This window comes from Bradyrhizobium sp. LVM 105 (assembly GCF_003957705.1).
GTDB classification, from domain to species: Bacteria; Pseudomonadota; Alphaproteobacteria; order Rhizobiales; family Xanthobacteraceae; genus Bradyrhizobium; species Bradyrhizobium frederickii.
The window spans coordinates 282,972-295,653 of sequence record NZ_QZMV01000009.1; the positions used below are offsets into that span (position 1 = coordinate 282,972).

Annotated in this window: 17 protein-coding genes; 9 read left to right on the forward strand and 8 right to left on the reverse strand. The window is 63.7% G+C overall.

Features of this window, described 5'->3' with window-relative positions; genetic code table 11:
* Positions 1–112: 112 nt before the first annotated feature.
* Complete coding sequence (locus D6B98_RS24965) at positions 113–811, reverse strand: pirin family protein (RefSeq protein WP_126259536.1); 699 nt, start codon at positions 809–811, stop codon at positions 113–115.
* Positions 812–944: 133 nt separating this feature from the next.
* Here D6B98_RS24965 and D6B98_RS24970 point away from each other — a divergent pair, with 133 nt between their 5' ends.
* Both D6B98_RS24970 and D6B98_RS24975 read left to right on the forward strand, forming a co-directional pair.
* Positions 945–1,880, forward strand: a complete 936-nt coding sequence (locus tag D6B98_RS24970; protein WP_126259537.1) for a LysR family transcriptional regulator — start codon at positions 945–947, stop codon at positions 1,878–1,880.
* A 99-nt stretch (positions 1,881–1,979) separates the two neighbouring features.
* A complete protein-coding gene (locus tag D6B98_RS24975; RefSeq protein ID WP_126259538.1) occupies positions 1,980–2,501 on the forward strand; it encodes an REP-associated tyrosine transposase in 522 nt (173 codons plus the stop codon).
* Between the two features lie 373 nt (positions 2,502–2,874).
* Here the strand turns inward: D6B98_RS24975 and D6B98_RS24980 are convergent, their stop codons facing one another.
* Positions 2,875–3,132 (reverse strand): hypothetical protein, encoded by a 258-nt coding sequence (locus D6B98_RS24980; protein ID WP_126259539.1) that lies wholly within the window; start codon positions 3,130–3,132, stop codon positions 2,875–2,877.
* Positions 3,133–3,282: 150 nt separating this feature from the next.
* Here D6B98_RS24980 and D6B98_RS24985 point away from each other — a divergent pair, with 150 nt between their 5' ends.
* Positions 3,283–4,269: a tripartite tricarboxylate transporter substrate binding protein gene (locus D6B98_RS24985; RefSeq protein ID WP_126259540.1), complete on the forward strand. Its 987-nt coding sequence runs from the start codon at positions 3,283–3,285 to the stop codon at positions 4,267–4,269.
* Positions 4,270–4,364: 95 nt separating this feature from the next.
* A complete protein-coding gene (locus tag D6B98_RS24990; RefSeq protein WP_126259567.1) occupies positions 4,365–4,721 on the forward strand; it encodes a hypothetical protein in 357 nt (118 codons plus the stop codon).
* A 62-nt stretch (positions 4,722–4,783) separates the two neighbouring features.
* On the opposite strand, the gene D6B98_RS24995 is transcribed toward D6B98_RS24990, so the two are convergent.
* The 4 genes from D6B98_RS24995 to D6B98_RS25010 form a co-directional block, all read right to left on the reverse strand.
* Positions 4,784–5,611 carry an adenylate/guanylate cyclase domain-containing protein gene (locus D6B98_RS24995; protein WP_126259568.1) on the reverse strand — a complete coding sequence of 276 codons (828 nt, stop codon included), beginning with the start codon at positions 5,609–5,611 and terminating at the stop codon, positions 4,784–4,786.
* Between the two features lie 35 nt (positions 5,612–5,646).
* Entirely contained in the window at positions 5,647–6,138 is a 492-nt protein-coding gene (locus tag D6B98_RS25000) for a YbaK/EbsC family protein (RefSeq protein ID WP_126259541.1), read from the reverse strand.
* A gap of 37 nt (positions 6,139–6,175) precedes the next feature.
* The gene (locus tag D6B98_RS25005) at positions 6,176–6,907 is read right to left on the reverse strand and encodes a haloacid dehalogenase type II (RefSeq protein WP_126259542.1); all 732 of its coding nucleotides are present in this window, start codon (positions 6,905–6,907) and stop codon (positions 6,176–6,178) included.
* 105 nt (positions 6,908–7,012) lie between these two features.
* On the reverse strand, positions 7,013–7,447 hold the full coding sequence (locus tag D6B98_RS25010; protein ID WP_245481454.1) for a winged helix-turn-helix transcriptional regulator: 435 nt from the start codon (positions 7,445–7,447) through the stop codon (positions 7,013–7,015).
* A gap of 118 nt (positions 7,448–7,565) precedes the next feature.
* On the opposite strand from D6B98_RS25010, the gene D6B98_RS25015 reads away from it, so the two are divergent.
* Positions 7,566–8,300, forward strand: coding sequence for an SDR family NAD(P)-dependent oxidoreductase (locus D6B98_RS25015; protein ID WP_164718840.1), 735 nt, complete (start codon positions 7,566–7,568; stop codon positions 8,298–8,300).
* A gap of 46 nt (positions 8,301–8,346) precedes the next feature.
* Here the strand turns inward: D6B98_RS25015 and D6B98_RS25020 are convergent, their stop codons facing one another.
* Positions 8,347–9,231: an amidohydrolase family protein gene (locus D6B98_RS25020; protein WP_027551976.1), complete on the reverse strand. Its 885-nt coding sequence runs from the start codon at positions 9,229–9,231 to the stop codon at positions 8,347–8,349.
* 304 nt (positions 9,232–9,535) lie between these two features.
* On the opposite strand from D6B98_RS25020, the gene ykgO reads away from it, so the two are divergent.
* From ykgO to D6B98_RS25035, 3 genes are all read left to right on the forward strand, one after another.
* Positions 9,536–9,661 (forward strand): type B 50S ribosomal protein L36, encoded by a 126-nt coding sequence (gene ykgO / locus D6B98_RS25025; protein WP_006611362.1) that lies wholly within the window; start codon positions 9,536–9,538, stop codon positions 9,659–9,661.
* A 136-nt stretch (positions 9,662–9,797) separates the two neighbouring features.
* Positions 9,798–10,439, forward strand: a complete 642-nt coding sequence (locus D6B98_RS25030) for a tetratricopeptide repeat protein (protein ID WP_126259544.1) — start codon at positions 9,798–9,800, stop codon at positions 10,437–10,439.
* A 236-nt stretch (positions 10,440–10,675) separates the two neighbouring features.
* Positions 10,676–10,936, forward strand: a complete 261-nt coding sequence (locus D6B98_RS25035) for a hypothetical protein (RefSeq protein WP_126259545.1) — start codon at positions 10,676–10,678, stop codon at positions 10,934–10,936.
* 3 nt (positions 10,937–10,939) lie between these two features.
* Here the strand turns inward: D6B98_RS25035 and D6B98_RS25040 are convergent, their stop codons facing one another.
* Positions 10,940–11,122, reverse strand: a complete 183-nt coding sequence (locus D6B98_RS25040) for a hypothetical protein (RefSeq protein WP_126259546.1) — start codon at positions 11,120–11,122, stop codon at positions 10,940–10,942.
* 327 nt (positions 11,123–11,449) lie between these two features.
* Here D6B98_RS25040 and D6B98_RS25045 point away from each other — a divergent pair, with 327 nt between their 5' ends.
* Complete coding sequence (locus D6B98_RS25045; RefSeq protein WP_164718841.1) at positions 11,450–12,406, forward strand: alpha/beta fold hydrolase; 957 nt, start codon at positions 11,450–11,452, stop codon at positions 12,404–12,406.
* Positions 12,407–12,682: the final 276 nt, after the last annotated feature.

Consider the following 12,682-nt stretch of genomic DNA (forward strand, 5'->3'; position numbering starts at 1 on the left):
TGCTCTTATCTCGCCGTCGTTCCGGGGCGATGCAAAGCATCGAACCCGGAACCTCGAGATTCCGGGTCTGGCGCTTTGCGCCATCCCGGAATGACGGCAATCGATGTGGCTTTTACGCAGCGTCGACGAGCACGAGCTCGGAATCTTCGAGCGCCGTGATCTTCAGGTGCTCCTCGTCGCGGATCGCGGCGCCGTCGCGGGCGTTGACGCGCACGCCGTTGACCTCGACCGCGCCTGCCGCGGGCACCAGATAGAGGTGCCGCGATCTCTGCGGCGCGTACTCCGCGCTCTCGCCGGCTTTCAGCGTGGTGGCGAGCACGCGTGCATCGGCGCGGATCGGCAGCGCGTCGCCATCGCCCTCGAGGCCGCTCGCAATGGTCACGAGCTTGCCGGAGCGATCGGCCTTCGGAAACGGCTTCGAGCCCCAGGTCGGCTGTCCGCCGCGTTGCGTCGGCTCGATCCAGATCTGGAAGATGCGTGTCCTGGTCGGCTCCAGATTGTACTCGGAATGGCGAATGCCGCTGCCGGCGCTCATCACCTGCACGTCGCCAGCTTCGGTGCGCCCCTCGTTACCGAGGCTGTCCTGGTGCGTGATCGCACCCTCGCGCACATAGGTGATGATTTCCATGTTGGCGTGGGGATGGGCGGGAAAGCCGGTGTTCGGCGCGATCTCGTCGTCGTTCCACACCCGCAAGGCGCCGTGACCCATGTTGTCGGGATCATAATGGCTGGCGAAGGAGAAATGATGCTTGGCCTTGAGCCAGCCGTGGTCGGCACCGCCGAGCTTTGCGAAAGGTCTGAGTTCGATCATGGGTAGATCCTCGAGAAAACGTATCGGGCAGTTCAACTGCGGTTGATCCCTTGGATAAGCCTCCGGCTGTGGTATAGAAATAGAAACTGTCGAAACACATTGTTTCCTGAAAGAGCCCAAGCGGATTGCCCCCATGGCGAAGCTCCCGGATTTCGAGGCCCTCGCGATTTTCGCAAAAGTCGTGGAATTACGGTCGTTTGCGGGGGCCGCGAGCGAGCTCGCGACGTCCAAGGCGACGGTGTCCAAGGCGGTCACGCGCCTGGAGGAACGGCTCGGCGCGCGGCTGTTCAACCGCACCTCGCGCCGGCTTGCGCTGACAGATGCCGGCCACAAGCTCGCCGAGCGCGCGACGCGTCTTCTGGCCGACGGCGAGGCCGCAGAGAACGAGGCGCTGGCGCAGTCGGTCGCGCCGCGCGGCCTGGTGCGGCTTGCCGTGCCCATGACGTTCGGCATCAAGGCGGTGGCGCCGCTGCTGCCGGAATTCTTCGAGACGTACCCGGAAGTCTCGGTCGATCTGCACTTGAGCGATGCGACCGTCGACCTGATCGGCGAAGGCTTCGACATGGCGGTGCGGATCGCGCGGCTGCCGGACTCGTCACTGATCGCACGGCGGCTCTTCACCATGCCGCGCTTCACCGTGGCCGCGCCGTCCTATCTGAAGCGTCATGGCCGGCCGACGCATCCGATGCATCTGGCCGAGCACAAATGCTTCAGCTACGCCTATCTCTCCACGCCCAACGTCTGGCACTACACCAATTCAGCCGGCGAGCAGGCCAGCGTGCGGCCGGGTGGCCAGCTTCGCGTCAACAATGGCGAAGCCGTGATGCCGGCGCTGATCGCGGGCCTCGGCATCGCCGAGCTGCCTGAATTCATCGTCGGCGAGGCGATCTCCTCCGGCGCCGTCGAAGTGATCCTGAAGGACTGGAAACAGGCCGAAGGCGCGGTGCATCTCGTGACGCCGCCCGGCGGCCCCAGGCCAGCGCGCGTCGAGGCTCTCGGCGATTTCCTCGCGGCCAAGCTGCCGGGCACATGCAAGCGGCGGCCGCGCGTGAGAGCAAAGGCGCCATAGATCCATTTGGCGGGCACGCTTCGCGAGTATATCATGCAAACTGCTATCGTAGGGTGGGCAAAGCGAAGCGTGCCCACGTCTTGCTTGAGGGAATCGCAAGTGTCTCGATATCGGCGCGCGCAAGGCAGCACGTTTTTCTTCACGGTCGTGCTCGAAGATCGGTCAAGCACTCTGCTTGTAGATCACATTGATCGCTTGCGACGAATTTACCGAACCGTTCAGCAACGCCGCCCGTTTGAGACTGTCGCGATCTGCATCTTGCCCGACCACCTCCATGCCGTTTGGTCGTTACCCGAGCACGATGCTGATTTCGCGTCGCGGTGGAATCTGATCAAGGGCGGATTCTCGCGTGGCCTGGAGGCCGGGCCGCCTTCAATGAGCAAATTGAAGAAGCGCGAGAAGGGCATTTGGCAGCGTCGCTACTGGGAGCACGCCATTCGCGATGATACGGACCTGGAGCGTCACGTGGACTACATCCATTTCAATCCCGTCAAGCACGGCCTCGTCGCGCGCGTGCGCGATTGGTCTCTCAGCAGCTTTCATCGTTACGTGGAGAGCGGCACCCTGCCCCTGGATTGGGGCGGTGATATGCGGGACATTGCGGGGCAATTCGGCGAGTGATCGTGGGCACGGCGCGCGAGGTGCGCGCCTTTGCCCACCCCACGAGATCTCATCAATCCATCGCTCGTGCAAACTATCATAGGGTGGGCAAAGCGAAGCGTGCCCACGTCTTCACCTAAGAAGATTACAAGTGTCCCGATATCGGCGCGCGCCAGGCAGGATGTTCGCCTTTACCGTTCATCGCTAGGTGGACCAAGGCACACTCCCCTGGATTGGGGCGGTGATATGCGGGACAGTTCGGGGCACTTCGGCGAGTGATCGTGGGCACGGCGCGCGAAGGGCGCGCCTTTGCCCACCCTACGGGATCTCATCAATCCATCGTTCGTGCAACTATCGTAGGGTGGGCAAAGCGAAGCGTGCCCACCATGCTCGACTACGACACCTTCACGCCGTCGATCGCGACGACGCGCAAGCTCGGTTTCAGCGTCTCGTCGAGCTGCATCTTCAATTCGTGAACGCGCGGGTCGCTCGATCGTGCGGCGCACACGCCGTATTGACGGACCGATTGCGTCAGGGCGCGCCGCGCTTCCGGCGTCCGGGTCAATTCGGGCTGTGCAAGCCGCAACACGATCGCCGCGAGATTCACCAGCATCTCGTCGAGCGCGACGTCGATGGTCGCCAGATTCTGCATGGTTCACTCTCCTTGAAGTTGGCAACGGCGGGTCCAGGCATGCGTTCCGGGTGAAGCCGGACATGGCTAACGCTTCGTAAACGTCTTGTTCTTGCCGCTTGGCGCGTTAGGCTGGCAGCGAAACAAAGAAGATCGGGGGGAGGCACCATCATGGATCGACGCGGTCTCCTGCGCGCCGCCGCGGCATTGCCGTTGTTGCGCATTGCTTGGCCTGGTCCGGCCTTCGCGCAAGCCTATCCGGCGCGCAACATCACCATGATCGTGCCGTTTCCGGCCGGAGGTCAGGCCGATCTTGCGGCGCGCCCGGTGGCGATGGCGCTGGAGCGGATCCTGGGCAAGCCCGTGATCGTCGACAACCGGGCCGGCGGCGGCGGCGGTTCGGTCGGCAACGCCGCGGCGGCGCGCGCCGAGCCCGACGGCTACACGCTCCTGATGACGCTGTCCTCGCTCGCGGTGCTCCCCGAGGCCGACCGGCTGTTCGATCGTCCCGCCGCCTACGAGGTCTCGCAGTTCATGCCGATCGCGCGGGTGCTCGCCGATCCCACGCTGCTGGCGGTGCCGGCGTCGGCCCCATGGAAGACGGCGCAGGATTTCGTCGAGGATGCGAAGAAGCGCCCCGGCCAGATCCCCTACGGCTCGTCGGGGCCGTACGGCACGCTGCATGTGGCGATGGAGATGTTCGCAGGCAGCGCCGGCATCAAGCTGCTGCACGTGCCGTTCCGCGGCGCGGGTCCCGCGCTCACTGCGATCCTCGGTGGCACCGTGCAGGCGATCGCCGCAGCGCCGGGGACGTTGAAGCCGCAGGTGGACGACGGCAAGCTGCGCGTGCTCGGCAATTGCGGCGCGCAGCGCATCGCGAGCTTTGCCGACGTGCCGACCTTCCAGGAGCTCGGCTACAAGGACGTCGAGATGTACATCTGGGCCGGGCTGTTCGCACAGAGCGCGCTTCCCGCGCCGATCGCGACCCGCCTGCGCGAGGCGATGGCGCAGGTGATGACGAGTCCCGACGTGCTCAAGGTCTTCGAAACCTCTGGCAGTCTCGTCGCCTATCAGGACGCGCCTGCCTTCGCGCAATTCGTCGCGGCGGACAGCGCGCGGCTGATCGCGGCGGTGAAGAAGATCGGCAAGGTGGAGTAGGTTCCCGATCCGTTTTCACATTTTTTTGTTGGTCCAGAACCGCCTCCCGCCTCATTGATTGATGAAAGTCGATGGGAATCGAGAAGGATCTGGACATGCGAGCAGAGCGGATAGCGCTAGGTGTGGCGCTTGCGGTCGGCGGGATCGCGGCGCAGGGCGGTGCATCCGCGCAGGAATACCGCGGCACGATGGAACAGCAGATGGCGTGCACACCCGATGTGTGGCGGCTGTGCAGCGACCAGATTCCCGATGTGAACCGTATCGTGGCGTGTCTGCAACAGAACACGCCGCAGCTCTCCAGCGGCTGCCGTGCCGTGTTCCAGTCGAACAATCAGGTTCAACCGCAGCAGCCGGTCCCGCGCAATCGGGCCGCACCGCCGCCGCGCTTTAACAATGCGCCGCCGCCACCTCCGTACGCGCGACCGCGTCCCTATGATGATTACGACGATTAGGCTCTGACGAGCGCCTGAGAGACGCGCGGGCGTAGGCGCGACATGCGATCGTGCCGGCTCGTTCAGCGCTCTGTTCTGCTGTCCGATTCCGGTCGGTTTCCGAGCACCATCCGCATGGCCACTCCAAAGAGAATGGCTGCGACTGGCCAATGGAACCAGATCTTGTGGCTGGTGAGCAGATTGATCACGATCAGGAAGGCCGACACCGTGAGGGCCGCTGCAACCGGGCGGGGCAGCCTTGCGAGCCAGGCCGAGACGACATTCGTCGCGGAAGATGGCCGGCGCCTGTCGTCCGTCCACGGAGCACGCGCGCTCTCTGAGGGAGCCGCGCTTGCTGCGATCGGGAAGCCCTGTTGTGCGGCGCGGCCACCCAAGGTCAGGCGATAACTGGTCAGGGGAGCGATGTTCTTCATCGGGCGCTGGCCGAGGCAGTCGAAGCCAACGGACAATTTGTTGTGGACCTGATCGTAGACAGAGCTCGAGATCACGACGCCGCCGGGCTCGGCGAGCTCTTGCAGCCGGGATGCGATATTGACCCCGTCGCCATAGATGTCGGAGCCGTCCACCATCACGTCGCCGAGGTTGATGCCGATGCGAAACCGCATCGGGCTCGCCTGCGGCGCGTCCGAAGCCTGACTGGAGATTTCCTGCTGAATCTCGACCGCGCATTGCACGGCCTCGACCACGCTGGCGAACTCGGCGATCACCGCATCGCCCCAGGTATTCACGATACGGCCGTCATGGCGCTCGACCAATCGCGCAATGGCCGTGCGGTAGCGGCGGAGCGTCTCCAACGTTCCGGTCTCGTCGGCTTCCATGAGACGGGAATAGCCGTACACGTCAGCGCAGAGCACGGTGGTCAGTCGTCGTTTCACCTTGTCGTCGGCCATGGTCGCCATGCTAGCCTCCCTGGCCGGCAAATGCATCAGGCATCCTGTCCGTTGCCGCCGTTCGGCCTGACCTCGCAGACATCGACCCATTCGGCCGCGGTGAGCTCGGCCATCCGCTGCGGGGTGATGCGCACGGCGCTATGGGTCGAGCCTGCGGCCGGCACCACGACGTCAAAGGCCTTCAAGGAGACGTCGCAATAGACCGGCAGCGGTGATTTCAGTCCGAACGGACAGACGCCGCCGACCTCGTGGCCCGTGATGGCGGCGACCTCCTCCAGCCCCAGCATCTTCGGCTTGCCGCCGAACTGCGCCTTGACCTTCTTGTTGTCCATCCGCGAGGTGCCGGCGGCCACGATCAGGATCACGCGTTCGCCGACGCGCAAGCTCAGAGTCTTGGCGATCATGCCGGGTTCGACGCCATAGGCTTCGGCGGCAAGCGGCACCGTGGCCGAGCTGATCGGCGATTCCATCACGGTGATGTCGGGGGCTTTTTCGGCGAAGAAGGCGCGAACGGATTCCAGGCTCATTCCGGGCAGCTCATTTCAGAAATGCGGGCGGCGATGCCTAAGCAATCATCGGCAGCTCGGAGAGTGCGCGGACACGATGATCCGGCGCAAAGCCAAGCTCGTCCATCTGAGTGCGGATCGCCTTGAACATGGTGAGCGGTGCCACGAGTTCGCTCTCGACGCAAGCCAGCGCCATGGCTTCCGGCGTCACTCGCTCGATCCAGGCGACGTTCAATCCAAACGACTTTGCCGCCGCCGCGTCCCATGGATTGGCGGAGACGAACAGGACCTCATTCGGCGCGGTCCCGAGCTCCTCGCCGATCAGCTCATAGGCAGCCGGGCTCGGCTTGAAGATCTTCTTGGCGTCGACGCTGATGGTCGCATCGAGCAGGCGGTCGAGACCGGAATTGCGCACCAGCGCATTCAGCATGTCCGGACTGCCGTTGGAGAGGATGGCCAGTTGTCGCGGCTTCAAGGCGGTGAGCGCGGCGGCTGCATCCGGATAAAGATCGAGATGCAGATATCTCTCAATCACGCGCTCGAACGCCTCGCTCTCATAGGCAAGCCCGAGGACGCGCAGCGTGTAGACAAGCGAATCGCGGGTGACCGTGGAAAAATCCTGGTAGCGGCGCATCAGCGAGCGCAACCAGGTGTATTCGAGCTGCTTGATCCGCCAGACCTGCGTGATGATCTCGCCATAACCCGGAAACGCATCCTCGGTGACGTCAGCGACGGACTGAATGTCGTAGAGCGTTCCGTAAGCGTCGAAGACGACGGCTTTGATGCTCATCGGCTGTCCTTCCAGGTGGTTGTGGTCACAGGAGCTCCGCTGGAGGAAGTATGGAATGCGCTGCAATCGGCGGCGTAGCAGACCTTCAACGACGTGCAGCGCAAGCTAGGCACTCGGCGAACGTTCTCGCCGCGTCCAGGCCGCCCGCTCGGCGAACACCCGGCTGACTTCCGCCATGTGCTCCGTGCCCCAAGAGCAGAGCGGCACGAGGGCCTGGGCGAGGCTGTGACCTAACGGAGTGAGGCTGTAGTCCACCCGCGGCGGCACCTCCTTGTAGTCGGTGCGCTTCACGAGCCCATCGGACTCCAGCTCCTTCAATTGCTGGATCAGCACCTTGTCGCTGACGTCGCGTATGGCGCGGCGGAGCTCGCCATAGCGGGTCGGGCCGTCCTGGGCGACGAAGTACAGGATCAGCGGCTTCCACTTGCCCGCGATGACCCGCAGGGTGGCATCCAGCCCGCATGTGAATCCGGGCAGATTCGGCGTGCAACGCTGAACGGTTGAAGGGGGCTGCGTCGGCGGAAAGGTTGAGTCTGACATTTTTTGGGCACTTACCAAAAGGTGCATACTTGTCTTTTGGGCACTTACCAAAAGGTGCATACTTGTCGATAGGTGGGTACGCCGCCAGCTCAGTGCAACCTCAGTGAAGGAGCACATCATGAGCAGACTACAAGGCAAGACGGCAGTGGTGACCGGCGGTGGCACCGGCATCGGATTTGGAGCGGCGAAGCGGTTCGTCGACGAAGGCGCCTTCGTCTACATTTTCGGGCGGCGGCAGGAGCAGCTCGACGCCGCCGTTGCGAAGCTCGGATCCCAGGCGCGCGCGGTCAGGGGCTCGGTGACCGATCTGTCCGATCTCGACCGGCTTTACGAGACGGTCAGGAAGGAACGAGGCACGCTCGACGTTCTCTTCGCCAATGCGGGGACCGGGCTGTTCGCGCCGCTCGGCGAGATCACGGTCGAGCATTACGATCACATCTTCGACGTCAACGTGAAAGGGCTGGTCTTCACCGTGCAGAAAGCTCTGCCGCTGATGAAGCAGGGCGCGTCGATCATCCTGACCGGTTCGAGCACGGGCGTGATGGGGACACCGCAGTTCAGCATCTACAGCGCGACCAAGGCCGCGATCCGCAATCTGGCGCGCAGCTGGGCGCAGGATCTGCGCGGCACCGGTATCCGCGTCAACGTGCTGTCGCCGGGGCCGATCAAGACCGAGCTGGCGCTGGAGATCGTCGGCGAGGAAGCGTTCGACGCGCTCGGAAGCAGCACGCCCATCGGGCGTGTCGGCGACCGCTCCGAGACGGGCGCGGTGGCCGCGTTCCTGGCGTCGTCGGACAGCAGCTTCATGACCGGCGGCGAGGTCTTCGTGGACGGAGGCCTGGCGCAGGTGTGAGGTTTTGAGCATGAGGGCTTCGGTCGACCGAAGCCCTCGATGCGCTTCAGATCCCGAGCAGCTTCCTTGCGTTGGCCTTGAGCACCTTCGGCCGGATCTCATCGCGGATGTCGATCTTGGCGAAGTCCGACAGCCAGCGGTCCGGCGTGATCACCGGCCAGTCCGAGCCGAACAGCATCTTGTCCTGAAGGATCGAGTTGATGTAGCGCACCAGGATCGGCGGAAAATATTTCGGCGACCAGCCCGAGAGATCGATATAGACGTTCGGCTTGTGGGTCGCGACCGACAGCGCCTCTTCCTGCCAGGGGAAGGACGGGTGCGCGAGGATGATCTTGAGGTCGGGGAAATCGGCCGCGACGTCGTCCATGTACATCGGGTTGGAATATTTCAGCCGCATCCCCATGCCGCCGGGCATGCCCGAGCCGACGCCGGTCTGGCCGGTGTGAAACAGCGCGATGGCGCCGCCATTGTTGATCTCTTCGTAGAGCGGATAGGCCATGCGGTCGTTGGCGTAGAAGCCCTGCATGGTCGGGTGGAATTTGAAGCCGCGCACGCCGTATTCCTCGATCAGCTTGCGCGCCTCGCGCGCCCCGAGCTTGCCCTTGTGCGGGTCGATCGAGACGAAGGGGATCAGGACGTCGAGATGATCGGAGGCGACCTCCAGCATCTCGTAATTGTTGTAGCGGCGGAAGCCGGTCTCGCGCTCGGCATCGACGGGGAAGATCACCGCGGCGATGTTCTTGGAGCGGTAATAGGCCGCGGTTTCCGGCACCGTCGGCGGATGCTTGTTCGGCGACTTGAAATACTCCGCCATCTGCGCCTGGAAATCGTCATAGCCGTCGTCGGGGTGGCAGCCGCAGGGCTCCTCGGCGTGGGTGTGGATGTCGATGGCGACGACATCGTCGATATTGGGCAGCTTCAGCTTCGGCATGGGTTTCCTCCCGACGGGTTGCCGAATTGATTATATGATATAACGAATTTGGCAAGGCATTGCGGGAGGTTATCGGTCGGGTAGATCGGGCCGATCCGGCCGCTTTGACTGTGCCTGGGGTTGTTTTCGCGAATTTGCTGGCCCGAACCGGGGCAGTTAACATTGACATCACCTCCCGCCATGCCTTAAGAACCGCCCCGTCCCGGGCGGTCGTCCGCCAGCGGGAAAAATCTCATTTTGCCACATTCGCGCGTGCCGCAACGGTAGTGCCGAACACGGCCTTTCGAACGTTCAGGATTCCGCCATGAAGGTCCGTAACTCGCTGAAATCGCTGCGCGGTCGCCATCGCGCCAACCGCCTGGTCCGCCGCAAGGGCCGGGTCTATGTGATCAACAAGGTGCAGCGCCGCTTCAAGGCGCGCCAAGGCTGATATCACTAGGGCTGATATCAGCAAGGCTGATCTCGCCCGGCCGGACGCCCCGCGCGTTCCCGCAAGACCACGGCTCACACGAGTTTGACGCCGCCTTTGCTTTGCAAGGGCGGCTTTGCGTGTTTAGACTTTCACCATGGCAGTGAGATTCCCATTTGCGCGCACTTTGTGTCTGGCCCTCGTGCTGGGAACCGCCGGGCTCGCTCCGGCGCTGGCGCAGCAGATTGAACCGCCGAACCCGCCGGGCAAGCAGAAGAAGCTGCCCGAGGCGCCGGCCAAGCTGCCCAAGGTCGATCGCACCAAGAATCTCGATTTCCTGTTCGGCGCGCTGAAGGCGGCGCCTGACGAGGTCAGCGCCAAGCACGTCGAAGCGCGGATCTGGGCGATCTGGCTCCAGACCCCCAGCGACACCGCGGCGCTGTTGATGGCGCGCGCCAAGACCGCGGTCGACGCCAAGAGGATCGAGGTCGCGATCAAGCTGCTGGACTCAGTCATCAAGCTCAGGCCCGACTACATCGAGGCCTGGAACCGGCGCGCCACGCTTTATTACATGCAGAACGATTATGGCCGCTCGCTTGCGGATATCCAGCAGGTGCTGATCCGGGAGCCGCGCCATTTCGGCGCGCTCGCAGGCCTCGGCATGATCATGCAGGAGGTCGGTGACGAGAAGCGCGCGCTCGACGCCTACCGCAAGGCGCTCGCCGTCAATCCGCACCTCGATAAGATCCCCGACCAGGTCAAGGCGCTGACCGAGAAGGTCGAAGGCCGCGATATCTAGAGCGGAATGCGTTTTGGTCGAATCGATGCGTGCGGAGAACTCGGATCACCTCTCCCCGTCGGGAAGAGGTAATCGCCCGCGCCGGTCGAGCCTCACTCCATCATGCTTTAGCCGACAACTCGATCGTTTCTTGAGCGAACGTGGCGTCTTCGGATTAACCACGATCGGAAGCGCGGCATCGTGAGGACTATTGTCGGCGCCGCCGCAGGCCTACCTGCATGGCAGGAGCGAAAGCCATGAAGCGTGTGATCTTTGCAGGGTGCTTGCTGCTCGCGTCGGGGACGGTGAGCCTCGCCGACGGATTGTTCTGGGTGGTCGGCAACCGCGCCACCGGAAAATGCAATATCGTGACCAGCAATCCGGTCATCATCGGCGATATCTGGTTCGGCGACGGTCCCTACAAGTCCAGGGCCGATGCCAAGCTTGCCCGTTCGACAATCCGCGCCTGTCCCGCGCTCACGCCGGACGAGGAAAAGGACGAGGACGGTACGAACTAGCGTTCAGTGCAGGACGCTGCCGCCGCGCTCGACCTGGCCGCGATCGGCCGCTGCGGCGTAGGCCCTTGCCAGCTCCGCTTCGAGATGCTCGTTGATCAGCAGCAGCGCCCGCACGGCACCGCGCAGGTCGCCGTTGCAGCTCGCGACGATTTCGTCGATCGCAGTGTCGTTTGATCTGAAGCTCATCGAAAATCCTCCGGTTCAAACCAGGACAATTTCTGCCGGTCTTTCCCACATTCCCCGAGGCTGTGAGGAGGATCGGCGCCCACCCGCGCCTAGATGGCGGAACCGACCATGGCGATTATATGGAAGCCGCGATGACGGCTGCATGAAGCTGATCCGGGCTTGCCTACGCCCTCAGAATAATGTTGATTCCATTGAGTTTTTACGTTCCGCAATTGTGCACATATCCACAGCCCCGGCATTTTCGGTGGAAGCCCGGAAAGCCGGCGCGAAACTGCAGCCCTCCAGACCCGTAACTGCCCTGTGCCCAGGATCACCCGGATTCTTCCCATGATCGTGATGTCAGTCGTGACCGCGCTGGTTGTGCTGGCGCTGGTCACGCAGGCCGGAATCGTCGCCGTGCAGCGCGCCTTTCCGCCGCAGGGCGAGATGGTCGAAGTCGACGGCGCGACGCTTCACGTCGTCGATATCGGCCCGCGCGATGCGGGCTTGCCGATCGTGATGCTGCACGGCGCGAGCTCCAATCTCGAAGCGATGCGGCGCCCGCTCGGCGACATCCTCGCCAAGGACCATCGCGTCATCCTGGTCGATCGTCCCGGCCACGGCTGGAGCACGCGTGCGCGGCGCCAGGATTCCACGCCGCAGATCCAGGCGCGGATGATCGACGAGGCGCTTGCAAAGCTCGGGATCGCGCGTGCGGTCTTCGTCGTGCATTCCTGGAGCGGTGCGCTCGGCGCGCGGCTTGCGCTCGATCATCCCGGCCGCGTCGCGGGCCTCGTCATGCTCGCGCCGGTCACCCATCCCTGGCGCGGCGGCGTCGGCCGTTACAACGAGATCATCGCGACGCCGGTGATCGGCCCGCTGCTCGCCTACACCATCACCCTGCCGCTCGGTTACTTTCTCGCCGAACCCGGCGCGCGCAGCGTATTCCTGCCGCAGACGATGCCCGATGGATACGTGCAGAATTCCGCGACGCCGCTGCTGCTGCGCCCGCGCGAATTCATCGCCAATGCCTATGATCTGGTGACGCTGAAGCAAGCCGTCGCCGCGCAGGTCGCCCGCTATGGCGAGATCAAGGCCCCGGTCACGATCATCGCCGGCGAGCCCGACAAGACGGTGAGGACCGGCATCCACGCCCGCCCGTTCGCGGCCATGGTGCCCAACGCCAAGCTGATCGTGCTGCCCGATCTCGGCCACATGGTGCAGAACGCCGTGCCCGACCGCGTGAAGGCGGAGATCGAGGCGATGATCGGAAGAATCGTCCCGGTCCAGGCGGCCGCCGATTAGACGTTTTCGAGCTCTCGTAGCTCTCGTAGGGTGGGCAAAGCGAAGCGTGCCCACGTCTTTCTCCGTCATCGAGAGCTCGTGGGCACGGCGCAATTGCGCCTTTGCCCACCCTACGGCACCTGCTGTGTCGCGCTCTGTCAATCCATCCGCGCAAAAATATTCCACTTTACCGAAATTCGGTTTTAGCGTATGTGTCGCGCATCCCGGCTCATCCAGGAGGGGCGATCTTGCGGTCGTCAATTTCGCGAGCCGGGCTTGCGGTGGACGCGGCAGCGT

Coding starts and splice junctions, on each gene's coding strand:
- D6B98_RS24965 (WP_126259536.1), bottom strand. CDS start 811: ATGATCGAACTCAGACCTTTCGCAAAGCTCGGCGGTGCCGACCACGGC.
- D6B98_RS24970 (WP_126259537.1), top strand. CDS start 945: ATGGCGAAGCTCCCGGATTTCGAGGCCCTCGCGATTTTCGCAAAAGTC.
- D6B98_RS24980 (WP_126259539.1), bottom strand. CDS start 3,132: ATGCAGAATCTGGCGACCATCGACGTCGCGCTCGACGAGATGCTGGTG.
- D6B98_RS24985 (WP_126259540.1), top strand. CDS start 3,283: ATGGATCGACGCGGTCTCCTGCGCGCCGCCGCGGCATTGCCGTTGTTG.
- D6B98_RS24990 (WP_126259567.1), top strand. CDS start 4,365: ATGCGAGCAGAGCGGATAGCGCTAGGTGTGGCGCTTGCGGTCGGCGGG.
- D6B98_RS24995 (WP_126259568.1), bottom strand. CDS start 5,611: ATGGCCGACGACAAGGTGAAACGACGACTGACCACCGTGCTCTGCGCT.
- D6B98_RS25000 (WP_126259541.1), bottom strand. CDS start 6,138: ATGAGCCTGGAATCCGTTCGCGCCTTCTTCGCCGAAAAAGCCCCCGAC.
- D6B98_RS25005 (WP_126259542.1), bottom strand. CDS start 6,907: ATGAGCATCAAAGCCGTCGTCTTCGACGCTTACGGAACGCTCTACGAC.
- D6B98_RS25010 (WP_245481454.1), bottom strand. CDS start 7,447: ATGTCAGACTCAACCTTTCCGCCGACGCAGCCCCCTTCAACCGTTCAG.
- D6B98_RS25015 (WP_164718840.1), top strand. CDS start 7,566: ATGAGCAGACTACAAGGCAAGACGGCAGTGGTGACCGGCGGTGGCACC.
- D6B98_RS25020 (WP_027551976.1), bottom strand. CDS start 9,231: ATGCCGAAGCTGAAGCTGCCCAATATCGACGATGTCGTCGCCATCGAC.
- ykgO (WP_006611362.1), top strand. CDS start 9,536: ATGAAGGTCCGTAACTCGCTGAAATCGCTGCGCGGTCGCCATCGCGCC.
- D6B98_RS25030 (WP_126259544.1), top strand. CDS start 9,798: ATGGCAGTGAGATTCCCATTTGCGCGCACTTTGTGTCTGGCCCTCGTG.
- D6B98_RS25035 (WP_126259545.1), top strand. CDS start 10,676: ATGAAGCGTGTGATCTTTGCAGGGTGCTTGCTGCTCGCGTCGGGGACG.
- D6B98_RS25040 (WP_126259546.1), bottom strand. CDS start 11,122: ATGAGCTTCAGATCAAACGACACTGCGATCGACGAAATCGTCGCGAGC.
- D6B98_RS25045 (WP_164718841.1), top strand. CDS start 11,450: ATGATCGTGATGTCAGTCGTGACCGCGCTGGTTGTGCTGGCGCTGGTC.